Origin of the sequence: Pseudonocardia tropica (assembly GCF_040105315.1) — a bacterium.
Taxonomy (GTDB): Bacteria; Actinomycetota; Actinomycetes; order Mycobacteriales; family Pseudonocardiaceae; genus Pseudonocardia; species Pseudonocardia alni.
Genome location: NZ_JBEDNP010000011.1, coordinates 1 through 23,760 on the forward strand (window position 1 = coordinate 1; position 23,760 = coordinate 23,760).

22 protein-coding genes and 2 tRNA genes are annotated in these 23,760 nt (G+C 73.4%); 9 read left to right on the forward strand and 15 right to left on the reverse strand.

The window, feature by feature from the left end:
• From WHI96_RS18455 to WHI96_RS18465, 3 genes are all read left to right on the forward strand, one after another.
• Positions 1 to 114: transposase (locus WHI96_RS18455; protein ID WP_349302426.1), on the forward strand; the 114-nt coding region annotated here is incomplete at its 5' end.
• 85 nt (positions 115 to 199) lie between these two features.
• Complete coding sequence (locus tag WHI96_RS18460; protein ID WP_345653365.1) at positions 200 to 997, forward strand: hypothetical protein; 798 nt, start codon at positions 200 to 202, stop codon at positions 995 to 997.
• A 371-nt stretch (positions 998 to 1,368) separates the two neighbouring features.
• Positions 1,369 to 1,980, forward strand: coding sequence for a TetR family transcriptional regulator C-terminal domain-containing protein (locus WHI96_RS18465; RefSeq protein ID WP_345653362.1), 612 nt, complete (start codon positions 1,369 to 1,371; stop codon positions 1,978 to 1,980).
• Positions 1,981 to 2,059: 79 nt separating this feature from the next.
• On the opposite strand, the gene WHI96_RS18470 is transcribed toward WHI96_RS18465, so the two are convergent.
• From WHI96_RS18470 to WHI96_RS18480, 3 genes are all read right to left on the reverse strand, one after another.
• Positions 2,060 to 2,133, reverse strand: a tRNA-Met gene (locus tag WHI96_RS18470).
• A gap of 148 nt (positions 2,134 to 2,281) precedes the next feature.
• Positions 2,282 to 2,358, reverse strand: a tRNA-Met gene (locus WHI96_RS18475).
• 94 nt (positions 2,359 to 2,452) lie between these two features.
• Complete coding sequence (locus tag WHI96_RS18480) at positions 2,453 to 5,374, reverse strand: UPF0182 family protein (protein ID WP_345653359.1); 2,922 nt, start codon at positions 5,372 to 5,374, stop codon at positions 2,453 to 2,455.
• Positions 5,375 to 5,642: 268 nt separating this feature from the next.
• On the opposite strand from WHI96_RS18480, the gene WHI96_RS18485 reads away from it, so the two are divergent.
• Positions 5,643 to 6,647 (forward strand): YlbL family protein, encoded by a 1,005-nt coding sequence (locus WHI96_RS18485; protein WP_345653356.1) that lies wholly within the window; start codon positions 5,643 to 5,645, stop codon positions 6,645 to 6,647.
• A 97-nt stretch (positions 6,648 to 6,744) separates the two neighbouring features.
• Positions 6,745 to 8,334 carry a zinc-dependent metalloprotease gene (locus tag WHI96_RS18490; protein ID WP_345653353.1) on the forward strand — a complete coding sequence of 530 codons (1,590 nt, stop codon included), beginning with the start codon at positions 6,745 to 6,747 and terminating at the stop codon, positions 8,332 to 8,334.
• A 7-nt stretch (positions 8,335 to 8,341) separates the two neighbouring features.
• On the opposite strand, the gene WHI96_RS18495 is transcribed toward WHI96_RS18490, so the two are convergent.
• Positions 8,342 to 8,974: a M48 metallopeptidase family protein gene (locus WHI96_RS18495; protein WP_345653349.1), complete on the reverse strand. Its 633-nt coding sequence runs from the start codon at positions 8,972 to 8,974 to the stop codon at positions 8,342 to 8,344.
• 91 nt (positions 8,975 to 9,065) lie between these two features.
• On the opposite strand from WHI96_RS18495, the gene WHI96_RS18500 reads away from it, so the two are divergent.
• Together WHI96_RS18500 and WHI96_RS18505 are read left to right on the forward strand one after the other, a co-directional pair.
• A complete protein-coding gene (locus WHI96_RS18500) occupies positions 9,066 to 10,016 on the forward strand; it encodes a hypothetical protein (RefSeq protein WP_345653346.1) in 951 nt (316 codons plus the stop codon).
• The gene (locus tag WHI96_RS18505) at positions 10,013 to 11,344 is read left to right on the forward strand and encodes an ABC1 kinase family protein (RefSeq protein ID WP_345653343.1); all 1,332 of its coding nucleotides are present in this window, start codon (positions 10,013 to 10,015) and stop codon (positions 11,342 to 11,344) included. Before WHI96_RS18500 ends, WHI96_RS18505 begins: the two co-directional genes overlap by 4 nt.
• Positions 11,345 to 11,467: 123 nt before the next feature.
• Here the strand turns inward: WHI96_RS18505 and WHI96_RS18510 are convergent, their stop codons facing one another.
• On the reverse strand, positions 11,468 to 12,190 hold the full coding sequence (locus WHI96_RS18510; RefSeq protein WP_345653340.1) for a TetR/AcrR family transcriptional regulator: 723 nt from the start codon (positions 12,188 to 12,190) through the stop codon (positions 11,468 to 11,470).
• 77 nt (positions 12,191 to 12,267) lie between these two features.
• Between WHI96_RS18510 and WHI96_RS18515 the strand changes: the two genes are divergently transcribed.
• Positions 12,268 to 12,684: a VOC family protein gene (locus WHI96_RS18515; RefSeq protein ID WP_345653337.1), complete on the forward strand. Its 417-nt coding sequence runs from the start codon at positions 12,268 to 12,270 to the stop codon at positions 12,682 to 12,684.
• 140 nt (positions 12,685 to 12,824) lie between these two features.
• On the opposite strand, the gene WHI96_RS18520 is transcribed toward WHI96_RS18515, so the two are convergent.
• The 4 genes from WHI96_RS18520 to WHI96_RS18535 form a co-directional block, all read right to left on the reverse strand.
• Positions 12,825 to 13,073 (reverse strand): putative WhiB-interacting protein, encoded by a 249-nt coding sequence (locus tag WHI96_RS18520; RefSeq protein ID WP_345653334.1) that lies wholly within the window; start codon positions 13,071 to 13,073, stop codon positions 12,825 to 12,827.
• A gap of 67 nt (positions 13,074 to 13,140) precedes the next feature.
• Positions 13,141 to 13,479 carry a WhiB family transcriptional regulator gene (locus tag WHI96_RS18525; RefSeq protein WP_345653380.1) on the reverse strand — a complete coding sequence of 113 codons (339 nt, stop codon included), beginning with the start codon at positions 13,477 to 13,479 and terminating at the stop codon, positions 13,141 to 13,143.
• A 190-nt stretch (positions 13,480 to 13,669) separates the two neighbouring features.
• Positions 13,670 to 13,963 (reverse strand): hypothetical protein, encoded by a 294-nt coding sequence (locus tag WHI96_RS18530; RefSeq protein ID WP_345653332.1) that lies wholly within the window; start codon positions 13,961 to 13,963, stop codon positions 13,670 to 13,672.
• A 152-nt stretch (positions 13,964 to 14,115) separates the two neighbouring features.
• Entirely contained in the window at positions 14,116 to 16,212 is a 2,097-nt protein-coding gene (locus WHI96_RS18535; protein ID WP_345653377.1) for an ATP-dependent DNA helicase UvrD2, read from the reverse strand.
• 177 nt (positions 16,213 to 16,389) lie between these two features.
• Here WHI96_RS18535 and WHI96_RS18540 point away from each other — a divergent pair, with 177 nt between their 5' ends.
• The gene (locus WHI96_RS18540) at positions 16,390 to 16,614 is read left to right on the forward strand and encodes a glutaredoxin domain-containing protein (protein WP_345653329.1); all 225 of its coding nucleotides are present in this window, start codon (positions 16,390 to 16,392) and stop codon (positions 16,612 to 16,614) included.
• An 83-nt stretch (positions 16,615 to 16,697) separates the two neighbouring features.
• Here WHI96_RS18540 and nudC read toward each other — a convergent pair whose 3' ends face one another.
• From nudC to WHI96_RS18570, 6 genes are read right to left on the reverse strand one after another with little or no spacing between them, the layout of a single operon-like run.
• Positions 16,698 to 17,723: an NAD(+) diphosphatase gene (nudC, locus tag WHI96_RS18545; protein WP_345653326.1), complete on the reverse strand. Its 1,026-nt coding sequence runs from the start codon at positions 17,721 to 17,723 to the stop codon at positions 16,698 to 16,700.
• The gene (locus WHI96_RS18550; RefSeq protein ID WP_345653323.1) at positions 17,720 to 19,114 is read right to left on the reverse strand and encodes a M16 family metallopeptidase; all 1,395 of its coding nucleotides are present in this window, start codon (positions 19,112 to 19,114) and stop codon (positions 17,720 to 17,722) included. The genes nudC and WHI96_RS18550 overlap by 4 nt, the downstream gene beginning before the upstream one ends.
• A gap of 49 nt (positions 19,115 to 19,163) precedes the next feature.
• Positions 19,164 to 20,504 carry a M16 family metallopeptidase gene (locus WHI96_RS18555; protein ID WP_345653320.1) on the reverse strand — a complete coding sequence of 447 codons (1,341 nt, stop codon included), beginning with the start codon at positions 20,502 to 20,504 and terminating at the stop codon, positions 19,164 to 19,166.
• 39 nt (positions 20,505 to 20,543) lie between these two features.
• Positions 20,544 to 21,821 (reverse strand): aldehyde dehydrogenase family protein, encoded by a 1,278-nt coding sequence (locus WHI96_RS18560; protein ID WP_345653317.1) that lies wholly within the window; start codon positions 21,819 to 21,821, stop codon positions 20,544 to 20,546.
• A gap of 58 nt (positions 21,822 to 21,879) precedes the next feature.
• Positions 21,880 to 22,800, reverse strand: coding sequence for a class F sortase (locus WHI96_RS18565; protein ID WP_345653314.1), 921 nt, complete (start codon positions 22,798 to 22,800; stop codon positions 21,880 to 21,882).
• A complete protein-coding gene (locus tag WHI96_RS18570; RefSeq protein ID WP_345653312.1) occupies positions 22,797 to 23,705 on the reverse strand; it encodes a DUF4142 domain-containing protein in 909 nt (302 codons plus the stop codon). Before WHI96_RS18570 ends, WHI96_RS18565 begins: the two co-directional genes overlap by 4 nt.
• Positions 23,706 to 23,760 lie beyond the last annotated feature (55 nt).

Below are 23,760 nucleotides of genomic sequence, written 5' to 3' on the forward strand. Positions count from 1 at the left end.
ACCGAGGCCATCAACGGCCGACTCGAAGCCCTCCGCCGCAACGCCATGGGCTTCCGCAACCTGATCAATTATCGGATCCGGTCGCTACTGCACTGCGGAGCGCTCGCACTCTAAATCCGGAAGAGCCCCTAAATTGGGCGTGACTGGTAGTTCGGCGACTGCACCGAATGCTGACGATCTGACACCCATCCTCAAGCACGTGGCGACAGACAAGCTTGCAAGCACCCGAGCGAAGATCGCCAACACGGCGGCCACTCGCGACTTTCTTGAACTGGGCCTTCAGCTGCTCCGGCAGGATTTCCTCGGATTCGAAGGCAGCGAAATCGATACCGTGGACCACTGTCGACTATTCGAATCCGTGTCAGTCAAGCGACTCCTTGAGCTATCCGAGACTGCAGATCTAGCCCGATCCCAGCCTCGACAACTAACGCCGGCAATGTTTAAAGAACGATGGGCGCTGAAGAACCGATTCACGGAGGACCTGATCGCCTACCTCTTCCGCGCTACACCACAGGCCGCCTACATGGACACGGTGCGGCTCGTCACAGAGTCGCTTATTGAGAGCGAGAGCTTTGGCGGCCTCATACGTAAACTGGCGGCGAGCGAGATCGAGTTGGTCCTCTCCGACCCACTATTTGGCCTCCACTCCCTAGTGGAAGCCGCCCTTCCCAGTCACCCGAAGGTTCGAGAGTTCTTAAAGGCCCAGGAAGATACACTACTCCCGCAGTGGGCGGCGATCTACGAGAGAATCGCGGAAGCATACGGCCTTCAGTTAGCCGACGGATTCACCTGGCTTGATATTGCCATAATCTTCAACACGGTGATCAACGGCGCTCTCATGCATGCTCGGAGTAACGGCGAGGGCTCTCAACGTCTGAGCTCCGGCCAGGACACTCTGACGGTCGCCATCTTCGCGATGCTCCCTGCAATCCTTATAGCCCCCACGACCGACTGGGACAGCCTCTACGTCATCGCAGTCCAGCGGACCCGCACCTGACCTGAGGCTGCAAGCGGGGATGACCTCGACGCGCCTCACACGGGCGGGACCCGCTGACATTGCGGCTACTATGTGAGATGTTGGCGGGCATGCCAGGACGCCCCCGCCGTACAGCGAAGGCCGAGTCAGCCGCGCAGACACGTCTCGATCTCCTCGAAGCCGGTGCCAGCATCCTCCACGATCAGCCAGCAGGGGCGATCTTTTCGCAAGTGAAGGCATCCGAGGTCGCGCGACGCGCAAACCGGACGATTGGAGCCTTTTACCATCATTGGGATGACCAAGAGTCCTACCACCACGATCTCGTCTCGTACGCTTTGTCTGCTGAACGTCTATCGAGCACGTCCAGCGCCAGCAACTCCGTTATGGCCAGTATGGCCAGTGAACTCCCGATGGAGGAAATCGTGCGCCGCGGTGCACGCACCAATTTTGAGGGCCTTCGGGAGAGTTCATTCGTCCCACTATTTCTGACCCTTTGGGGAAGGCAGGCCAGCGACGACCACGTAAGACAACAGCTCAAACGGCACTACGAGTCGGTCACAGATCACCTCGTCGGCGTGTACGCCGATTTTTTCGAGTCCCAAGGGTGGGATCCTCGACCACCATTCACGATCAGAGACTTCGCAGTTACTCTCACCGCGCTGGTCGAGGGGCTGACAGTCAGATGGGCCGTAGACCCTGACGCAGTGCCACTAGAGATGCGTTCGGTCCAATCAAGCATGAGGGTTGAGCGCCAAGATGATCTTGATGCGGGCCCCTGGGACCTCTTCGGCATCGTCGTACTCGCACTGATCCCGTCGATGACGGTGCCCAGGATCAAACGCGACTCGGAACTCTGGGCGGATCATGAGGACGTGCGTGGCCTCGTCCGGCGACTGCGCGAGACGTGGGAGTCGATGGTCGGGCTGTCGCCACCCGCCGAGGCCCCCGACCACACCGCGCCAGAATCGGCTGACCACTGCGGCGCGGAGCCGCGCAGGACATAGACCTGCTAGTCACGAAATCTGGTCATAAACGCCAACGCAGAAGGCCCCCGGGACAAGTCCGGGGGCCTTCTGGCCGTTGTAGCGGGGGTAGGATTCGAACCTACGACCTCTGGGTTATGAGCCCAGCGAGCTACCGAGCTGCTCCACCCCGCGCCGTCCGGGACCGCGTGCGATCCCGTCTGTGTTGTGTCCCCACCGTACACCGGACGTTCATCGACCCTCCGAGGGGGGTCGCTCCCGGCGACCGGGCCGGAACCGGCGAGAACGAAGGCCCCCAGGAGATCCTGGGGGCCTTCGTGGGTGGTAGCGGGGGCAGGATTCGAACCTGCGACCTCTGGGTTATGAGCCCAGCGAGCTACCGAGCTGCTCCACCCCGCGCCGAACGGAACCGCGTGCATTCCGTCTGTGTTGTGGGAACGACCCTACACACCGGGCCGGACCCCTCCCGCAGGGGGGTCCGGCCCGACGATGATCAGCCGCCGGCGCCCTGGAACGCCGCGACCGCGCGGTCCAGCGCGGCCAGCGCCTCGCCCTGTCTGGCGAAGTCACCGGACTGCTGGGCCGCCTTGAGCTCGTTCAGCGCCGCACGGATCTGCTGCGCCGCAGTCGCCTGCGCCGCGTTGGGCGCCGCCGGGGTCTGGGCGCCCTGCCCGTTCGGCGTGGCCGGCGTCGTGGGCGTCGTCGGCCGGGCGGGCTGCCCGGTCGTCGGGGCGGCTCCGCCCGCGGCGGCACCGGCTCCGGCGCCGAACACCTCGTCGAGGGCCCGGGACAGGCTCGCGTCGTAGCCGAGCCGGTCGCCGTAGAACACCAGGACGCGGGCCAGCTGCGGGTAGGTCGAGTTGTCCTGACCGCCCGCACGCTCGATGTAGACCGGCTCGACGTAGAGCAGACCACCGGCCACCGGCAGCGTCAGCAGGTTGCCGTAGTCGATCGTGGTCTGGTTCTGCCGCAGCAGGTTCAGCTCGGAGGACACCTCGGGCGAGCCGAGGAACCGGGCCTGGACCTGCTGCGGGCCGAGCGTCTGGGTCTCGTTCGGCAGCTGCAGCACGGTCAGCTTCCCGTAGGTGTCCGGGTCCGAGCTGGCCGAGACGTACGAGGCGAGGAACTGCCGCCGCAGGCTCACCAGCGCGCTGGTGAGCTGGAACGACGCGCCCTGCTGCCCCGGCAGCCCCGCGTAGATGTAGTACGGCGGCTGCGCGTCCTGGCTGCCGCCGTTCCCGCCCTGCACGGTCGGGTCGGACGGGACGTCCCAGAACGACACGGTGGAGAAGAACTCGTTCGGGTCGTCGACGTGGTAGCGGGTCAGCAGCTCACGCTGGACCTTGAACTGGTCCTCCGGGTAGCGCAGGTGGGCCTGCAGGTCCGGAGTGATCGCCGAGCGCGGCTCGACCGTGCCCGGGAACGCCTTCTCCCAGGTCTGCAGCACCGTGTCGGACTCGTCGAAGGCGAAGAGCTTCACGGTGCCGTCGTAGGCGTCGACCGTGGCCTTCACCGAGTTGCGCAGGTAGCTGATCGTGTCGTTCGGCAGCTGCTGCCCGTTGGGCCCGAGCCGCGAGTCCGACGTGGCGTCACCCAGCTGCACGCGCTCGGCGTAGGGGAAGTTCTGCAGCGTGGTGTAGCCGTCGACGATCCACTGCACACGCCCGTCGACGACCGCCGGGTACGGGTCGTTGTCCAGCGTCAGCCACGGGGCCACCGCCTGCACGCGGTCCCGCGGGTTCCGGACGTACATGATCCTCGAGTCGGCGTTGATCGAGTTGTTGAACAGGATGTTCCGCTCGCCGTAGGCCAGCGCGAACACCGAGCGGTTGAACAGCCCGCCGATCGGGACGCCGCCGGCACCGGTGTAGGTGTACTGCGCCTCGTCGGAGTCGTACTCCCGCGGCGCGGTACCCGGCTCGGCACCGACGATCGAGTACTGGTTGTCGAGCAGCTCGCCGTAGTAGATGCGGGGCTGCTGGACGGGCACGAAGCCCTGCTGCTGGGTGTCGGAGACCTGGAAGTTCGGCAGGCCGCCGGAGCCGCCCGCGTCCTCCAGCGCCTCGTTCACCTGGTTCGCCGGCGCGGCCACGATCCCGTTGCCGTGGGTGTAGACCAGGTGCCGGTTGATCCAGTCCTGCTGGTTGTTGACCAGGCCGTTGGCGTTCATCTCGCGCGCCGCGACGACGTAGTCGCGGGTCGTGCCGTCGACGGTGTAGCGGTCGATGTCCAGGTTGGGCGAGAACCCGTAGAAGTTCCGCCGCTGCTGGAGCTGGGTGAACGTGCGGTTGAGCTTGCCCGGGTCGAGCAGCCTGATGTTGGGGATGGTGTCGGTGTCGGCCCGGACCTGGGCCGGTGTCGCCTCGGACGTGCCCGCGTAGGGCGTGATGTCGACCTTGTCCGGCCCGATGCCGAAGGCGTCCCGGGTCGCCGCGATGTTGCGTTCGATCGACGGGGCCTCGTTGACGTTCGCGTTGGGCGCGACGACGAACTGCTGCAGCACCAGCGGGAACGCCGTGCCGACGAGGATCGAGGAGACCACCAGCATGACCACGGCGACGGCCGGGATCTGCAGGTTCTGGCGGAACGCGGCGACGAAGAACGCCAGCGCGCAGATCACGGCGATGACCAGCAGGATCAGCTTGGCCGGCAGCACCGCGTTGAGGTCGGTGTAGGTGGCGCCGTAGAACGTCTGCGCGTTGCGGTTGGACCACAGCAGGTCGTAGCGGTCGAACCAGTAGGCGACGGCCTTGAGCAGCACGAACACCCCGGCGAGCACGGCCAGCTGGGCGCGCGCGGCGGTGGAGACGAAGCCGGAGCGGCCGGACAGCCGGATGCCGCCGAAGATGTAGTGGGTCACCAGCGCGAGCACGAAGCAGATCGCGACGGCGACGAACAGCCAGTTCAGGCTCATCCGCAGGAACGGCAGGGTGAAGGCGTAGAACCCGATGTCGTTGCCGAACTCGGGATCGGCGCGGCCGAACGGGGTGCCGTGCAGGAACATCTGCACGGTCTGCCACTGCGTCGGCGCCGCGAGCCCGGCGATCAGACCGATCACGACCGGCACGCCGACGGCGAACAGGCGCAGGCGCTGGATGATCGTGGTCCGGTAGCGCGCGACCGGGTCCTCGGGGCCGGACACCGGCACGAAGACCGGGCGGTACCGGTAGGCCAGCCACAGCGTCAGCGCGACCAGGCCGCCCACCACCAGGGCCACGACCCCGAAGAGCACGATCTGGGTGAACAGCCGGGTGAGCTGGACGCTCCGGAAACCGACCTCGCCGAACCACAGGTAGTCGACGTAGAAGTTCAACAGCCGTGAGCCACCGAGCAGAAGCACTACGAGGACGCCCGCGGCGACCAGCAGGATCCGGGTTCGGCGGGTCAGCGACGGCGCTCCCACAGGGGGCCGCATGGACGACACGGGCACACTCCACAGTTCGGGTACGACACGTGGAGAGCGCGGCCGGCTGGGGGGACGGCACGGTTCTCCGAGGGCAACTGTACGGAGGTTCGGTGAAGTCGCGGTCGGGTCCCGGCGTGTCGGGACGAAAACGACACATCGGACGGCTCTCCACCGGCGCCCCGGACCGCATCGTCGCAGGACGGACCGGGGTCGGGCGCGCCGTCGCCCTCGCACGATCGTAGGGTTCCGTCCCGTGGGCGTTCGATCTTCGACGTGGGTGACCGCGGTCCTCGTACTGCTGGCCCTCACGGCGGTCGGGACCGTGGTCCCCGCGCCGGTCGTCGCCCTCGGGCCGGGGCCGACCTTCGACACCCTCGGCGAGGTCGAGGGAACGCCCGTCGTCTCCGCGGAGGGGCTGCCGACCTACCCGACGACGGGGCACCTGAACATGACCACCGTCGGCGTCACCGACGGGATCTCGACGCTGCGGGCGCTCGGCCTGTGGGCCTCGGGCACCTACCGGCTCGCACCGCGCTGGTCGCTGTACCCGCCCGGCGAGTCCACCGAGCAGGTCACGCAGGCCAACCAGCAGGAGTTCGACGGCTCGATCGCGAACGCCGAGGCCGCGGCGCTGAACCACCTGCGCCTGCCGACCCGGGTCACCGTCGGCGCGCTGACCGACGACTCGCCGTCGGCGGGGGTGCTGGAGCCCGGCGACGAGATCCGCGCCGTGGGCGCCACCCCGGTGACCTCGGTCCAGGGCCTGCTCGACGCCATGGGGGCCGCGCGCCCCGGGCAGCCGGTCACCCTCACGGTCCGCCGCGGGGACGCCGCGCCGCGCCAGGTCACCGTCACCCCGGCCGCCCACCCGGACGACCCGGCGCGGGCCTTCCTCGGCATCACCCCGGCCACCTCCCCCGCCGAGGGGCAGGAGCTGGCCATCACCCTGGGCGACGTCGGCGGCCCCTCGGCCGGTCTGATGTTCAGCCTGGCGCTGGTCGACAAGCTGACCCCGGGTCCGCTGACCGGCGGCCGCTTCGTCGCCGGCACCGGCACCATCGACGCCGAGGGCCGGGTCGGGCCGATCAGCGGCATCCGGTTCAAGATGCTGAAGGCCCGCGAGGTCGGTGCGCAGACGTTCCTGGTGCCCGCCGCGAACTGCACCGAGGCCGCCGAGGACGCGCCCGACGGGCTCCAGCTCGTGCGGGTCGGGACCCTCGACGAGGCGGTCGGCGCGCTGACCACCCTCGACACCGGCGGTACGCCCGCCGGCTGCTCCTAGTTCCCCGGTCCGCTCGCAGCGAACACCGCCCCACCAGGCCCGATCCACCGGCTCTCGGGGCGGCGGCCACCCCCCGGGCCCGCGTACGGTGGACGCCATGAGCGACGTCCCCTTCGGCTTCGGCCCCGCCGACCGTGACCGCGACCGCGAGCCCGGCGACCAGCCCGACTCGGGTTCCGGCGACGCCTCCGGCACGGACGGGGGCGCGTCGGGCAAGGACGGGAAGGGCGAGCCCGAGGGCCCGAAGGACCCGTTCGGCTTCGGGTCGCACCCCCAGTCCGACGATCCGTCGGGTGCCTCCGGCGGCGCGGGCCAGAACCCGTTCGCGGCGTTCGGCACGGGCGGGATCCCCGGCATGCCGGGTATGCCCGGCGGGGGTCAGTTCGACATGAGCCAGCTCGGGCAGATGCTGTCCCAGCTCGGCCAGATGCTCTCCGGCAGCGGCTCCTCCGACGGCGGCCCCGTCGACTACGACCTCGCCGCCCGGATCGCCACCCAGCAGCTCGCGCAGTCGACGTCGTCGCTCACCGACGCCCAGCGCAGCGGGGTGGCCGAGGCCGTGAAGCTCGCGGAGCTGTGGCTCGACCCGGCGACGTCGTTCCCCTCCTCCGGCGGCGAGGTGAAGGCCTGGACGCCGTCGGACTGGGTGCGGGCCGGCATGCCGACCTGGAAGCGGCTCTGCGACCCGGTGGCGACGCGGCTGTCCTCGGCCTGGGTCGAGGGTCTGCCCGAGGAGGTCCGCGGCGCGGCGGGCCCGATGCTGGGGATGCTCGGCAAGATGGGCGGGATGGCGTTCGGCAGCCAGCTCGGCCAGGGTCTGGCCCAGCTCGGCAAGGAGGTGCTGACCTCCACCGAGCTCGGCATCCCGGTCGGCCCGGAGCGCACCTCCGCACTGCTGCCCGAGGCCGTCGCCCGGTTCACCGAGGGCCTGGACCGCCCGGCCGGCGAGGTCACGCTGTTCCTCGCCGCGCGCGAGGCCGCCCACCAGCGGCTGTTCACCCACGTGCACTGGCTGCGCGAGCGGCTGCTCGGCGCCGTCGAGGAGTACGCCCGCGGCATCACCGTGGACACCTCGCGGATCGAGGAACTCGCCCGCGGCATCGACCCGTCGAACCCGGAGTCGATCCAGGAGGCCATGCAGTCCGGCATGTTCGAGCCGGAGGACACCCCGCAGCAGAAGGCCGCGCTGGCCCGGCTCGAGACCCTGCTCGCCCTGATCGAGGGCTGGGTGGACACCGTCGTCGCCGAGGCGCTGACCGGCCGGCTGCCCGGGGCCGAGGCGATGCGCGAGACGATGCGCCGCCGCCGCGCCTCGGGCGGGCCCGCGGAACAGGCGTTCGCGACGATCGTCGGGCTGGAGCTGCGGCCGCGGAAGCTGCGGGCCGCGGCGGACCTGTGGAAGCTGCTGGGCGCCGAGCGCGGCGTCGAGGGCCGCGACGCGGTCTGGGCGCACCCGGACCTGATCCCGTCGGCCGACGACCTGGACGACCCGGCCGCCTTCGTACGCGGTGGCGCGGGCGGCGGGGCCGTCCCGGACGACCCGATCGCCGAGCTGGAGCGCCAGATGGCGGCCGACGCGGAGAAGAAGGCCGAGTCGTCCGGGACCCCGGAGGAGCCCGGGACCCCGGAGAAGCCCGCGGCGGAGGACACCGACGGCGAGGACGGGACGGACCGGAAGGACTCCTGAGCCCGGCTCAGGTCCCGGTCGCGCGGACCGGCTCCATCCCGGGGCCGAACCCACCGACCCCGCCGTCGGCGTCGGCGACCCCGTCGGTCTCGTCGGCGGTGGCCGGATCGCCGTCGACTCCGGTGATGCCGAGTTCCGCGGCCGCGTTGAGGCCCTCCAGGTAGCCGATGGCCCGCTCGGTGCGCGGGTAGCGGCGCACCCAGGACCAGAAGGCGTCGTCGTGCGCGGCGGACAGCAGGTGGGCCAGCTCGTGCACCAGCACGTAGTCGACGACCCAGCCCGGCGCGTCCCGCAGGCGCTCGCTGATCCGGATCGTGGCGTCGTCGGGGGTGCAGGACGCCCAGCGGGTGCGCATCGTCGGCACCCACCGGACCGACGACGGCCGCGCCCGCCCCTCGAGCCAGCGCTTCGACAGCTCCTGGCCGCGGCGCATCAGGGCCTCGTCGTTGTCGCGGCCCGGTGAGCGACGGCGGGCCTCGCTCGCCTCGACGCGCCGCACCATCTCCGCGACCCAGTCGCGTTCCTGCTCGGCGGACATCCAGCCGGGGATGAACACCACGAGCCGTTCCCCCTCCCGCCGGGCACTGACCATGCGCTTCCGGCGGGCGCTGCGTCGGACCTCTACCGGGGGACTCGCCATGGGTCCAGGGTAGGCCGCCCCGGTTCGCGGACGCGAACGGCGCGGACGCGTTCCGGCCCCGTCGCCGCACGGACCGGGCACCGTGGCGCCGGTGACCGGACTGCCCGCACGGCTCGCGCTCGCCGCCCACCTCGCCGTCCTCCCGGCCGGGCCGCGCGCCCGCCGGATCGGGTCCGGCCCACCGCGGGCCCGGCTGCTGGAGGAGCTGTCCCCCGCCGCGGTCGCCGCGCTGGACCGGCTCGCCGACGGCCCCAGCCCGACCGGTGCGCTCACCGGGGGCGACGACGAGGTCGCGGTGCTGCTCGCCGTCCTGTGGCGGGCGGGGCTGCTCACCGACCCGGACGTCGACGACCGGGTCCGGCGGCGCCGTGAGGGCACGCTCGTCGGGGTCCGCGGCGACGGCGCGCTCGCCGTGGCGGTCGTCACCGGGCTGGCCCGGGCCGGGATCGGACAGCTGTACCCGCAGGTCGGCGGCGTGACGGGCGCCGACGACGTACTGGCCGGGCTGCCGGTGGGGCCCGGCCGGGACCGCGGTCACGAGCTGTGCGCGTTCCTGCGCGACGCCGGTGTCGACACCGATCCGCCCCGGCGGGTGCCCGCGGACCTGGTGGTGCTCGTCGGCGACGGGCCGGTGCCGCCGGAGGCGCCGTCGGAGCACCTGTTCGTGGCCCTGCGCGACGGCCGCGGCGTGGTGGGGCCGCTGGTCCTGCCGGGCCGGGGGCCGTGCCCCGGTTGTGCGGGGGCGGCCGGCGCGGTCGGCGGGCCGTCGTCGGCGTCACCGCACGTGCTGGTCGCGACGGCGGCGGTGGCGGTCGGCCAGGTGCTCGCCGCGGTCGACGGGCCGGTGCGCGGCGGCCGCCCGCCCGCGTCGTGGGGAGCGGTGCTGGAGGTCGACGCGGACGCGGCGACGGTCGTCACCCGACCGGGGTTCCGACGACCCGGTTGTCCCTGCGGCACAGCGGCTGCGGCGGTACCGGACAGCGCACCGGGACCGACCGCGCCGTGCGGGACTCCCCCGGCCGGGTGGACAATCACCGTGTGAGCGACATTCCCCGAAGAACCGCCTCGCGCACCGCCAAGCTCGCCGGCCTCCCGCTCGGCGTCGCCGGACGTGCCGCAGCAGGGTTCGGGCGCCGTCTCACGGGTGGTGACCGCGACGAGATCGCGGCCCAGCTCGCGGCCAAGAGCGCCGAGCAGCTGTTCGAGGTGCTCGGCGAGCTCAAGGGCGGCGCGATGAAGTTCGGGCAGGCGCTGAGCGTGTTCGAGGCGGCCGTGCCCGACGAGTACGCCGAGCCCTACCGCGAGGCGCTCACCAAGCTGCAGTCCGCGGCGCCGCCGATGCCCATGGCCGACGTCGACTATATGCTCACCCAGCAGTTCGGGCGGTCCTGGCGGTCGCGGTTCGCCGACTTCGACGAGACGCCCGCCGCCTCGGCCAGCATCGGCCAGGTGCACCGCGCGGTCTGGAAGCGCGACGGCCGCGAGGTCGCGGTCAAGGTGCAGTACCCCGGCGCCGAGGAGGCGCTGCGCTCGGACCTGCGTCAGCTCGGGCGGATGAGCCGCATCCTGCAGCCGCTGGTCCCCGGCATGGAGATCAAGCCGCTGGTCGCGGAGCTCAAGGACCGCATGGAGGAGGAGCTCGACTACCGCGACGAGGCCGCGTACCAGCGCGAGTTCGCCGCGTTCTACGAGGACGACCCGGACGTGAAGATCCCCCGCGTGGTCGGGTCCGCGCCCAAGGCCGTCATCACCGAGTGGGTGCAGGGCCGCCCGCTGGCCTCGATCATCCGCGACGGCACCCGCGAGGAGCGCGACCACGCGGGCAACCAGCTGGCCCGCTTCCACTACTCGGCGCCGGACCGCGCGCACCTGCTGCACGCCGACCCGCACCCCGGCAACTTCGGGATCCTCGACGACGGCCGTCTGCTCGTCCTCGACTTCGGTGCCGTCGCCCGGATGCCCGACGGCATGCCCCCCGAGCTGGTCACGATGACCAAGTACGCGCTCGAGGGGCGCAGCGGCGACCTGATGGCGCTGATGCGCTCGGCCGGGTTCGTCCGCGACGGCGCCCGGATCGAGTCCGAGCAGATCCTCGGCTACCTCGCACCCTTCACCGAGCCGCTGGGGACCGAGAAGTTCCACTTCAGCCGCCGGTGGATCCAGAAGCAGGCCGAGCGGGTCGGTGACCTCCGCAGCCCGGAGGCGGCGATCGGCCGGTCGCTGAACCTGCCCCCGCGGTTCCTGCTGGTGCACCGGGTGACGATGGGGACCGTCGGCATCCTGTGTCAGCTCGACTCCCACGTGCGGCTGCGCGAGATCGTCGCCGAGTGGCAGCCGGAGATGTTCGAGCCGGACGCCCCGACCGGCTGACCCCTCCCCTCCGGTACTCCGGTCCTGCGGGACGGGGGTGTCCTGTCGTCGCTTTGCTCTGCTCACCGATACGCAGCAGCGCAGGTCGGCGCCGCGTGCGGGGCCGTCGGGGGCGTCGAGGGGTCAGGGGCGGACGCGGAGCCCGTCGAGCACCCGGTCGAGCGCGGCCCGCGCCGCGGCCCGGTCGTCGTCGCGCTCCGCGGTCCGGTCGTCGTCCCGCCGCCCCGTCGTGGTTCCGGTCCGCCGGTCGGTGGCTCCGCACCGATCCCGGCCGGTGACACCGGGCCGCTCCCGGTCGGCGCCGGCTCCGGGTCGCTCCCCACGGGCCGTGCCGGGTTCCGCGAGCCACATGGCGAGCTCGTTCATGGCTCCCGACAGCAGTCGGGCCAGCGGCTCGACCGGCTGCGCCGCCAGCTCCCCGCGCTCGACGAGATCGGTCAGCGCCTCGACGAGGTGCCGCCCCGACGACGCGGCGTCCAGCTCACGCCAGCGCGCCCAGCCCAGCACGGCGGGCCCGTCGACGAGCATGATCCGCGCCGCCGACGGCTCGGTGCTGGCGTCGAGGAACGCCCGGCACCCGGCGACGAGCCGTCCCCACGGGTCGGGCACCGCGTCCGCCGCGGCGACCACCCGGTCCGCCACGCGGCCCGCCACCCGCTCCAGGACCGCGGCGAACAGCGCCGTCTTGCCGTCGAACTGGTGGTAGAGCGCACCCTTGGTCACCCCGGCCCCGGCGACGACGGCCGGCAGCCCGACCGCGCCGTACCCGTCGCGGGCGAACAGGCGCTCCGCCTCGTCCAGCAGCGCCTGCCGGGTCCGCGCGCGTTGTTCGGACCGAACTCCCATGCCACCTCCCCGATTGACGTACCGAGGGTACGTCGGTACGTTTCACATACCGATGGTATGCGAAACGGGAGGGTGCTGTGCTCCACAGCTGCTATCCGGTCCTCGCGACGGCCGACGTCCCGGTCGCCCGCACGTTCTGGACCGGGCCGATGGGATTCGAGATCGTCTTCGACACCGACTGGTACGTCAGCCTCCGTCGCGGGCGCTTCGAGCTCGCCGTCCTCGACCGGGACCATCCGACGATCCCGGCGGCGTACCGCGGGCGGTCGGCCGGCAGGATGCTGGTGAACCTCGAGGTCGACGACGTCGACGCCGAGTGGGACCGTCTCGTCGTCCGCGGTGGGCTGGAGGCGCTGCTCCCCGTACGCGACGAGGACTTCGGGCAGCGGCACTTCGTCGTCGCCGGACCGGACGGCGTGCTGGTCGACGTGATCACCGAGATCGCGCCGTCGGCGGAGTTCGCCGACGCCTTCACCGGGTCGTCGGCGCCCTGACCTGCGGTGCTGCGTATCGGTGAGCAGAGCAAAGCGAGCAGGCACCCTCCCACCGGCGGACCGGCAGGTCCGGACACGACGGTGCCCCGCCCGGACGCGGGGTCCGGACGGGGCACCGATCGCATCGGTCGGCGGCGGGATCAGCCGGCGCGCAGCCGCGCCCGCTCGGCACGGGAGGCGGCCCAGGCCGCGACCCGGGACCAGCCGCGGCCCGCGGTGAGCCGGCGTGCGAGCCGGTGCTCGGCCGCAGCCCGTTGCGCCTCCTGCTGATGGGATCTCGCCAGCGCTTCCTGGATGAGCGTCATCACGTTCTCCTGGTTCACGAGGTGGGACGAACGGTCGGTGCGGGGAATCGGTCGCACGGCCGGTGCCGGCTTCAGGTCGTTCATGTCTCGGTCTCCTCGGGTCTGGTGGGTCGGCGGCGCCGCGGCGCGGGTCGCGCCCGAACGGCTGTGGTCAGCGGCTCGCGGCCAGGGCCAGTGCCCGGTCGCGCTCCAGGTCGGCCTTGCGGGGACGCCCCCTCGGGCGCTTGCGCGGGATCACCCGACCGTGGTCGAAGATCTCGCCTCCCCACACGCCCCACGGCTCGGCGCGCTCCAGCGCGCCGTCCAGGCAGGCCTGCCGGAGCGGGCAGCCGCCGCAGCGGGACTTCGCCTCCTCCAGCTCGGCCGGGGCCTCGGCGAACCACAGGTCCGCGTCGCCGTTGCGGCAGGGCAGGGCCGAGCCCACGCTCGGCACCGACCGCAGCCGCACCCCGTCGGGTCCGGCGCCGCCGCCGGACTGCTCGGTGATCATTCCGCCGTCACACGGAACGGATCGCACGTACACGATCGACCTCCTCGATCGAACTTCTCTGCAACTGGTCAGACCGGTCTGGTCAGGATCTGTCATCTCTCGGGACGGAATCGGGGACAAAAAAATCGGGGCCGCGGAACCCGTGTGCGTGGGTTCCGCGGCCCCGATGGGACTCGCTGGGTGCCGAGGGTCAGGTACCCCCTCGGCGTCCGGGAACGAACGCAGCTGTGCACTTGTCATCGAAGATCGGGCCGGCGACCGCGACCGGCATGCCGCCCAGCGGGTACACCTCACCCGTGGCGCGGAGCGTCGACGGCGCGATCAGCGCCACCCCCTGGTGGCGACGACGGACGCCGGACCCCGCGGTGACCGCGATGCCCGCGTGAGCGACGTCGTGCGCGACGACGGTCTGCTCCGGGACGCACACCGGGGCCGGGACGGACAGGGTGGTGCCGATCAGGTCGGTCGTGTCGATCGTGCCCATCTCGTCACCTCCTCCGGTTCCGCCCGCGGTCTCCCGCGCGACGCGCCTGTGTCGGGAGCATGGCGCTCCACCTGGTGCCGACGACACTAGAAGTGCTGCGCACGGCACTGCAACCGATTATTCGAAGTCTCGCCGGAAGTTCACGCCGATCCCTACCGAAGAGGGGGTCGTGCACCCTCCGCCGCGTGCTCGGCGAGCACCCGCAGCACGTCGTCGCCGTAGCGGTCCAGCTTGGCCGCGCCGATCCCCGGGATGCCCACCAGGGCCGCCGGTCCGGCGGGCCGCTGCTCCGCGATCGCGGTGAGCGTGGCGTCGGTGAGCACGACGAAGCCGGGCACGTCCTGCGCCTTCGCCGCCGCCGACCGCCACTGCTTGAGCCGGTCCAGCAGCTCCAGGTCCACATCGGACGGGCAGTCGCCGCAGCGCAGGAGCTTGGTGGCGGTGGCCCCGAACAGCGGGGTCCCGCAGACGCGGCACGTGGGCCGGGCTCCCCCGGGCCGGCGCTCGCCGGCCACCCGGGACGCCGGGTGCGAGTCCGGGATCAGTCCGTACAGGAACCGCGATCGGCGTCGCTTCGGCCCGCGCCCGGAGGCACGGGACAGCGACCAGGACATCGTCAGCACCCGCCGGGCGCGGGTGACGCCGACGTAGAACAGCCGGCGTTCCTCCTCGACGGCGGCCTCGTCGTCGCCGGCGTGGCCGATGGGGAGGGTGCCGTCGGCGAGTCCGACGAGGAACACCGCGTCCCACTCCAGGCCCTTCGCGGCGTGCAGCGACGCCAGCGTGACGCCGTTGACGACGGGCGCCTGCGCGTGGTCGGCGCGGGTCTCCAGCTCCCCGCACAACCGGCGAAGGTCGGCCTGCGGCTCGACCGCGGCCAGCTCCTCGGCCACGCCGACCAGCGCCAGCAGCGACTCCCACTGCGCGCGCAGCGTCGCACCCTTCGGCGGCTCGTCCGTCAGCCCGGCGCGGGCGGTGAGTACCGCGCGGGTGACGTCGACGAGGTCGGTGCCCGGACGCTGGTCCGGCGCCGCGGTGCGCAGCGCGAGCATCGCCCGGCGGATCTCGGGCCGGTTGAAGAACCGCTCGCCGCCGCGGATCTGGTGGGGCACGCCGGCGTCGGACAGGGCCTGCTCGAACGCCTCGGACTGGGCGTTGATCCGGAACAGCACCGCGATCTCCGACGGCTCGGTGCCGTCGTTGATCAGGGTCAGGATCCGGCCCGCGACGGCGGCGGCCTCGCCGGCCTCGTCGTCGTGCTCGGAGAAGTCCGGGTCGGGGCCGGGCGGGAGCTGCCCGATGAGCTGCAGCCGGGACCCGGCGGGCCGGTTGCGGGCGGCGCCGATCAGCTGGTTCGCGCAGCCGACGATCTGCGGGGTGGAGCGGTAGTCGCGCTGCAGGCGCACGACCGCGGCGTCGGGGAAGCGGCGCGGGAACTCCAGCAGGTACCGCGGTGAGGCCCCGGCGAAGGTGTAGATCGTCTGGTTGGCGTCGCCGACGACGGTGAGGTCGTCGCGGTCGCCGAGCCAGGCGTCGAGCAGGCGCTGCTGCAGCGGGGTGACGTCCTGGTACTCGTCGACGACGAAGCACCGGTAGCGGGACCGGAACTCCTCGGCGACGCCGCCGTGCTCCTCCAGCGCGATCGCGGTGTGCAGGAGAAGGTCGTCGAAGTCGAGCTGCTCGCTCGCGTTCTTCAGCTCCTCGTACGCGGCGTAGACCGCGGCCACCTGCTCGGCCGGGCCGGGGGTGTCGCGGCGACGACGGGCGACCTCGGCGGCGTAGTCCGACGGGGCGACCAGGGTCGACTTCGCCCACTCGATCTCGGAGGCGAGGTCGCGCAGCGCGTCGGAGTCGGTGCCGGCCCGGGCGCGGGCGGCCGCCTGGCCGACGAGCCGCAGCTTGCCGTCGAGCAGCGGCCACGGGCTGCCGCCGACCATCTGCGGCCAGAAGTAGCGCAGCTGACGCAACGCCGCGGCGTGGAAGGTGCGTGCCTGCACCCCGGAGGCGTCGAGCGCGCGCAGCCGGGTGCGCAGCTCCCCCGCGGCGCGGGCGGTGAAGGTGACGGCGAGGACCTGGGTGGCGGCGACGTGGCCCGAGGTCACCAGGTGGGCGATCCGCCGGGTGATCGTGCGGGTCTTGCCGGTGCCCGCTCCCGCGAGGACGCACACCGGGCCGCGCGGCGCGTGCACCGCGGCCCGCTGCTCGGGGTCCAGACCGTCCGCGCCGATCGGGGCCGCCGGGTCCGGCACGGCGCGGGTCGCACGGGCGGGGCGGGCGGTGGATCGGGACGGCACCCACCCATCCTGACACCCACCCCCGACGGTCACGGGTCGCCCGTCCCGCCCGTCCGGATGGCGGGCAGGTCACAGCGGGGCGGGAAGAATCCCGCGGGCGGGCCCGTTGCACCCGGTATGGCGGACCTGACGATGTACACGACCAGCTGGTGCGGCTTCTGCCGTCGTCTCAAGCTGCAGCTCGACCAGGCCGGCATCGGCTACCACGAGATCGACATCGAGCGCGAGCCGGACGCCGTGGCGTTCGTCGAGAAGGCCAACGGCGGCAACCGCACGGTGCCGACCGTCGTCTTCCCGGACGAGTCGGTCGCGACGAACCCCAGCTTCTCCGAGGTGAAGACCCGGCTCGGGGTCTGACACCTCCCCCGACCCCCACCACGGAGCGCGGCGGCCCGCCACCGGTACCTCACCGGGGGCGGGCCGCCGCGACGCGAGCGGGGTCAGCCCCCGGCGGCCGCCCAGGACTCCAGCATGGTGCGCGCGATCGAGACCTTCCCCGGCAGCATGACCACCGGCCCGCCGGTGGGGTCGGGCTCGTCCCGGGTGCCCCAGTCGCCGCGGGCCAGTGCCGCCCGCAGCGTGTCCCGGGTGATCCACAGCGCGTCGGCGATCTCGCCGTCCTGCGGGGTCAGTGACACGTCCGGGTCCCCGATCGCGTGGAAGCCGACCATCAGCGACCGCGGGAACGGCCACGCCTGGCTGCCGAGGTACCGCACGTCGGACACCGCGATGCCGACCTCCTCGGAGATCTCGCGGTGCACGCACGCCTCCAGCGACTCGCCGGACTCGACGAACCCGGCGAGCACCGAATAGCGCCCGGCCGGCCACACCGGCTGGCGGGCGAGCAGGACGCGGTCCGCGCCGTCGTGCACCAGGCAGATGATCGCCGGGTCGGTACGCGGGTACTCCTCGTGGCCGTTGTCGCAGACCCGGGCCCAGCCCGCGTCGTGCGGGCGGGTGCGGGTGCCGTCGATCGCGCAGAACCGGGCACGGTCGTGCCAGTTCAGCGTGGCGACCGCGCCGGTGAGCAGCCCGGACCCGAGCGGGTCGAGGAACGCGCCCGCGGCGCGCAGGTCGGCCCACTCCCCCTCGCCGGTGAAGATGTCGCTGTCGGCGGTGCGCTCGGTCCCGACCCGCACCGCCCAGTACGGGACGCCCTCGCGCTCGCCGAGCAGCACGGCCTCGGCCGGCGGCTCCGCGGCGACGTCGGTGCCCGCGCGGGTCCGGACGTGCCCGCCCCGGCCCGCCGCGTCGTCCCAGGCGGCGGCGTCGACCTCGCGGAACTCGCGGCCCGGCTCGACCTCCCAGTCCACCGGGGTCCGCCCGGACTCGTCGACGACGACCACGCGCGCCTTCGCCCAGGTGTCGCGCACGTAGCCCGGGTCCAGGCGCCGGTTCTCGTCGCGGGACAGCGCGTTGCGCGACAGCACCGGCTCCTCGGTCAGGGAGAAGTCCCCGGGGCTCATCGCCCGCCTCCGCGGACCACGCCGCCGAGCGCGGCGAGCGACGGCCCGACCACGTCGGCGTCACCGACGACCACCCCGGTGAACCGGGTCGGCGCGAACAGCGCGGTGGCGGCCGCGGCGACCTCGTCGACGGTGACCTCCTCCAGCCGGCGCGGCCGGTCCCGGAGCCAGTCGACGTCGAGCCCGGCGGCGTGCAGCGCGGACAGGGTGCCGGCCAGCGCGGACTGGCTGTCCAGCGAGATCAGCAGCGAGCCGATCGCGTAGCGACGGGCCGAGGTGACCTCCTGCTCGGTCGGCGGGACCGCCACCATGCGGCCGAGCTCGTAGCGGGTCTCGAGCAGGGCGGCGGCGGTGACGTCGGAGGCGACGTCGGCGTCGAGACCGAGCACCGCGCCACCGGGGACGAACTCCTGCCCGGAGTGCGCGCCGTAGGTGTAGCCCTTGTCCTCGCGGATGTTCTCCATCCAGCGCGAGGAGAAGTAGCCGCCGAACACGAGGTTCGCGAGCTGGAAGGCGGTGTAGCGCTCGTCGGTGCGGTCCAGGCCGGGCGCGGTGAGGCGCAGCTGGGACTGCACGGAGCCGGGCCGGTGGACCAGCTCCAGGTCGCCCGCCCGCGGCACCGGCGGGGCGGACAGCCACCGGGCGGGGTGGTCGCCGGTCCACCCCCCGAGCCGGCGGGCGACCTCGGCGATCGCGGCCTCGGGGTCGATGTCGCCGACGAGGACCAGGCTGGCCCCGTCCGGGACGACGACGTCGGCGTGCAGCTCCCGCACGCGCTCCGGGGTGACCGCGGCGACGGCCTCGGCGGTCGGCATCTCCGAGACGATGGGGTGGTCGCCGAAGCGGCGGCGCATCAGCGCCTCGCGGGCGACGGTGCGCGGCTGCGCGCGGGCGACGGCGATCCGCTCGGTCAACCGGGACCGCTCGCGGGCGACCTCGGCGTCGGAGTGGGTGGCGGCGGTGAGGACGTCGGCCAGGACGTCGAGGACCGTCGGCAGACCGGTGGCCAGCGCGGAGCCGCCCGCCTGCAGGTACTCCGGGTCGACGGCGACGCCGAGCTCCCCGCCGACCGAGGCCAGCGCGTCGTCGATACCGATCCGGTCGCGGCCCGCGGTGCCGGTCAGGATGGTCTCGGCGAGCACCTCGGTGCCGGCGGTGCGGGCGGCGTCGGCGACCGGCTCCGGCGAGGCGGCCGGGATGCGCAGGACGGTCTCGACCAGCGGGACCCCGGGGCGGCGCGCGGCCAGGACGGTCAGCCCGTTCGGCAGGGTCTCGGTGAGCACGTCCGGCAGCGGCACCTCCTTGGTGCGGCCGAGCGCGGGCAGCGGGCGCGGGCCGCGCTCGGTGCGGCCGATCTCCTCCGCGCTGCGGTGTGTGCGGGCGGCGCTCACGCGGAGCCCCCTTCGGTGTGGTTCACGGTGCCGGGACGGGTCGGGTCGCTCACGCGTCGCCGTCCCCGGTCGGTTCGTCGGACGGCTCGACCCTCAGCACGGCCCGCCCGGCCGAACGCAGCCGGGCGGCCGCGGCGGCGACGTCGGCACCGGTCAGGGCGGCCAGCCTGCCGGGGAGCTCCACGGCGAGCTCGGCGCGGCCGTAGAGCAGCTCGCGGGCGCCGAGCCCGAGCATCCGGTACATGACGCGGTCGTCCTCGCGGTGCAGCGCGGCGACCCAGCGGGCGGTCTGGCGCTCCAGCTCCTCCGCGCCGGGGCCCTGCTCGGCGAGACGGTCCAGCTCCTCGTCGACCGCGGCGGTGACCCGGTCCGCGGACACCTCGGCCGGGTGCACCGCGGTGATCGTGAAGGTGTCGGGGTCGCGGGCGTCGAACGGGCCGCCCATCAGGCCGTTGGACGCCGAGACGTCGGTGACCAGCCCGGCCCCGTCGCCGCCGCCGTGGACCAGGCGGCGCTGCAGCCGCGAGGCCTCGCCGTCGGCCAGGACGGTGGCGAGCATGGCGTGGGCCAGGTAGGCGTCGGGCTCGGCGGCCGGGTCGGGGACGCGGTAGCCGAGCGCGAGGGCGGGCAGCGGGGCGTGGGCGTCGGTCACGGTCTGCCGCCGCTCCGCGCCGGGAGCGGGCTCGGCGAACGACGGCCGCTGCGGGACGGGCCGGGCCGGGATGTCCCCGAAGTGCCGCTCGACCAGGGCGAGGGTGCCGTCGACGCCGTGCTCGGACAGGTCGCCGTGCACGGTGACCAGCGCGTTGCCCGGCGCGTAGAAGGTGTCGAAGAACGCGGCCGCGTCGTCCAGGCTCGCCTGCTCCAGCTCGGAGAAGTCGCCGTAGCCGTTGTGCGCGTTCGGGAAGGTGTCGTAGAGGACCGGCGGCAGCAGGATCCACGGGAACCCGCCGTAGGGGCGGTTGTGGACGTTGAGCCGGATCTCCTCCTTCACGACGTCGACCTGGTTGCGCAGGTTCTCGACGGTGAGCTTCGGGGCGCGCAGCCGGTCGGACTCCAGGAACAGCGCCCGCTCCAGCGCCGCGCCGGGCAGCACCTGGAAGTAGTCGGTGTAGTCCTGGTGGGTCGAGCCGTTGAAGATCCCGCCCGCGGACTGGACCTGCCGGAAGTGCTCCAGCTTCTCCAGGCTCTCGCTGCCCTGGAACATCAGGTGCTCGAACAGGTGCGCGAAGCCGGTGCGGCCCTCCGGCTCGGAACGGAAGCCCACGTCGACGTGCACCGAGACCCCGACCACCGGGGTGGCCGGGTCCGGGACGACGAGCACGCGCAGCCCGTTGGCCAGCGTGGCCCGGTGCAGCTCGAGAGCGGATTTGTCGGCGATCACGGACACGGGGGCGAGGCTATCCCCCACCCCCGACAACCTGCCCGGTCAGGCGTGCTCGGGCGGCAGGATCACGAACTGGCGCAGCCCGAGGTCGCGGTAGGTGACCGGGCCGCGCGGGCCGGGGGTGTGGTCGACGTTGATGCCGGTCTCGGGCAGCCCGAGCAGCTTGTAGCCGTCGAGCAGCCGGGACGGGGCGTTCCAGAACACCCCGGTGCCGGTGTAGCGGTCGATGAAGCGCCGGGCGACCTGCTCGTCGGCGGCGCAGATCGTCGCGGCCAGGCCGGAGGTCTCCCGGGCGGCGGTGTCGGCCGCGTCGTCCGGCCCGTCGACGACCGCGACGGTCACGTGCGCCTCCGCGCCGGAGTCCAGGGCCCACTCGTGGCCGAGCGGGTGGTCGTGCGGGGGCAGCGACAGCGCGACGCCGCGGGCGTCGAGCGCGGCCTTCGCGACCGGCAGCAGGGTGTCGTAGACGGGCCGGTCGACGAGCAGCAGGTTCAGCCGGTTGCAGACGCCGAGCCGGTCGGTCGAGTCGGTGACCAGGCGGGTGACGTCGGCCTCGGTGGCGCTGGAGTCGAGGTAGAGGACGCCGCCGCCGTCGGCGTGGGCGAGCACCCGGGTGCCCGCGGTGGCGCCCAGCACGGACAGCTTGCGGGTGACGTCCCCGGACCCGCGGACGACGACCAGCGGCACCAGGTCGGGCAGCCCGACCAGGGCCTCGGCGCCGGCGTGGCCGGGCAGCGGGACGAGCTGCACGGCGGCCTCGGGGAGCCCGGCGTCGGCCAGCGCGGGACGCAGCACCTGCTCGACGAGCGCGGTGGCGCTGCCGAGCGCGGCGGACCCGGTGCGCAGGACGGCGGCGCTGCGGGCCTTGAGGACCTGCGAGGCGACGTCGACGGTCACGTTCGGACGGGCCTCGAACACCGCGCCGATGACGCCGACCGGGATGCGCCGCTCGAACACCCGCTCACCGGTCTCCAGCGTGCGGACCGGCCACTCGGTGGGCGGCTCGGGGGTCGCGGCGAGCACCTCGAGCTGGGTGGCGATGCCGGCGAGCCGCTCGGGGTCCAGACGCAGCCGGTCGAGCAGGCCCGCGGCCATGCCGTTCCGCTCGGCGGCGTCGACGTCGGCGGCGTTGACGTCGAGCAGCTCGTGCGCCCGGTCCCGGATCAGCGAGGCGGCGGCACGCAGGGCGTCGTCGATCCGCCCCTCGCCCGCGGCGCGGACGGCCGGGGCGGCGGCCCGGGCGCGCTGCGCGGCCTCACGGACGGCGGCGAACTCGGGCGCCTCGGTCGTCTGCTGCGGGGTGGTCACGGTGCTGCTCACGCAGGTCAGGGTAGGCGGTCGCCGTCGCGGGCCCGAGTGGGTATCCGGGGAGGACGGCTCAGGGCGCAGCGGTCGGCACGGCGTAGACGACGATGTTCGACTCGTAGCTCCCCGCGGCCGGGTCGAACACCCCGCCGCAGGTGACGAGGACGAGCTGCGGGTCGCCGTCGCGGCGGAACACCTCGCGCGGGAGGTCGTGCTTGCCGTACTCGCGACGCGCGACGACCCGGTAGGTCGCGGTGCGGCCGTCGGCGCCGCGGACGGCGACCGGCTCGCCCGCGACGAGCTGCGGCAGCACCGACAGGAACCCGATGCCCTGGGTGCGCGAGTCGACGTGGCCGGCGATCACGGCGCTCCCGGCCGCCCCGCCCGGGAGGACACCGGGGGCCCACCAGCCGACCGTGCGCACCCGGTCGGGGACGACCATCCCGCCGTTCGGGGCGGTGCCGACCGCGTCGACGGGGGCGGACAGCCCGCGGGCGGGGAGCTCCAGGACGGCCGGGACGACCGGCGGCGACGCGGCGCCGGGCTCGGCTGCGGGCGGCGGGTAGACCGCCGAGACGGTCCACGGCTCGCGCGGCGCGATCGGCGCCGGGCCGGTGGAGCGGGGCGGGGGGCCGGTGCGGTCACCGGGGCCGGGGAGCGGGCCGGCCGGGAGCGCGGCGGGCGGGGCGGCCGGCACCGCAGCCACACCGGGGGGACCCGGCGCACCCTCCCCCGGCAACGCCGCGGCGTCGGGCACCCCGGTCACCGGAACCGGGTCGGGCGGCGCCAGGACCGGCAGCGCCCGGGCCACCGGCACCGCACGCGTCGCGGCGGGGACGGGTCCCGCGGGCACGGCGCCGAGGTCGCTCGCCTCGACGCGGGCGTCGGCACCGAGTGCGAGACCGGCACCGGCGCCCAGCAGGGCGACGCCGAGGAGCAGCAGCGCGGCCGCTCCCCGGACGCCCCCGGCCGGGCGCCGGCGCTGCGGAGTCACGCGCGGGCGCGACGCAGCCGGACGGCACCGGCGACGAGCAGCAGCAGCCCGGCACCGCCGAGCGCGACGGGCAGCGCGGCGTCGGACGCCGACGCGGCCTGGCCGCCGGTGCCGGCGTCGACGGCGGGCGCGCCGGAGCCGCCCTGGCCCGCGGCGTCACCGGAACCGGAGGCCGAGCCGGTGCCGTTGCCGTTTCCGGTGCCGGTGCCGGTGCCGGTGCCGGTGCCGGTGTCCGCACCGGGCGCGGTCCCGTCGCCGGACCCGGCGGCGTTCCCGTCGGTGCCGCTCCCGGGGTTGTCCGAACCGGAGCCCGGGGTCGTGGCGCCGGCCTCGGCCGCGGCCTGGTCCAGCTTGGTCTTCAGCTCACCCAGGTTCGTGAGCTGCGCCCGGGCCTGGTCGAGCTGCTCCGGCGGCAGGCCGGGCACGTTCAGCAGCTGCTGGGCCTGGTCGCTGAGCTGTCCGACCTGCTCCTGCGCGGCCTGCAGCCAACCCTGGTCGAACTGCTCACCGGTGCGGGCCTTGAGGTCGTCGACCTGGGACTGGACCTCCGGGGAGACCTGGTCGGGCAGCGAGACGCCGACCGACGACGCCAGCCCCCGCAGCTTGTCGTCGATCTGCTGGCCCTCGCCCTGCACCTGCGGCGCGAGCTCCTTGACCGTGTCCCCGACGCCCTGCTCCAGGCCGATGCCGCCGAGCGCGGCGAGGCCGAGGGCCTTCTGGTGCGCGTCGCCGAACGCCTGGCGCGGGTCGCCGACGCCCGGGACCTGCGGGAGGTTGTCGGGCAGGTTCGGCACCTGCGGCGTCTCGCCACCGCAGGCGGTCAGCCCGACGAGCGCGGTCGCGGCGACGGCGGCACCGACGGTGCGGCTGATCCGGCGCGGGTGGTTGGTGGTCGTACGCATCATGCGAGTCATCCCCCGGAGGTAGCGGTGTACACCTTATGGGCTATCGACTTAGTCC

Bases quoted from the DNA above. Each gene is read 5' to 3' on its own strand.
- WHI96_RS18465 (WP_345653362.1), top strand. From the start codon at position 1,369: ATGGCCAGTGAACTCCCGATGGAGGAAATCGTGCGCCGCGGTGCACGC.
- WHI96_RS18480 (WP_345653359.1), bottom strand. From the start codon at position 5,374: ATGCGGCCCCCTGTGGGAGCGCCGTCGCTGACCCGCCGAACCCGGATC.
- WHI96_RS18490 (WP_345653353.1), top strand. From the start codon at position 6,745: ATGAGCGACGTCCCCTTCGGCTTCGGCCCCGCCGACCGTGACCGCGAC.
- WHI96_RS18495 (WP_345653349.1), bottom strand. From the start codon at position 8,974: ATGGCGAGTCCCCCGGTAGAGGTCCGACGCAGCGCCCGCCGGAAGCGC.
- WHI96_RS18510 (WP_345653340.1), bottom strand. From the start codon at position 12,190: ATGGGAGTTCGGTCCGAACAACGCGCGCGGACCCGGCAGGCGCTGCTG.
- WHI96_RS18520 (WP_345653334.1), bottom strand. From the start codon at position 13,073: ATGAACGACCTGAAGCCGGCACCGGCCGTGCGACCGATTCCCCGCACC.
- WHI96_RS18525 (WP_345653380.1), bottom strand. From the start codon at position 13,479: ATGATCACCGAGCAGTCCGGCGGCGGCGCCGGACCCGACGGGGTGCGG.
- WHI96_RS18530 (WP_345653332.1), bottom strand. From the start codon at position 13,963: ATGGGCACGATCGACACGACCGACCTGATCGGCACCACCCTGTCCGTC.
- WHI96_RS18540 (WP_345653329.1), top strand. From the start codon at position 16,390: ATGTACACGACCAGCTGGTGCGGCTTCTGCCGTCGTCTCAAGCTGCAG.
- nudC (WP_345653326.1), bottom strand. From the start codon at position 17,723: ATGAGCCCCGGGGACTTCTCCCTGACCGAGGAGCCGGTGCTGTCGCGC.
- WHI96_RS18570 (WP_345653312.1), bottom strand. From the start codon at position 23,705: ATGATGCGTACGACCACCAACCACCCGCGCCGGATCAGCCGCACCGTC.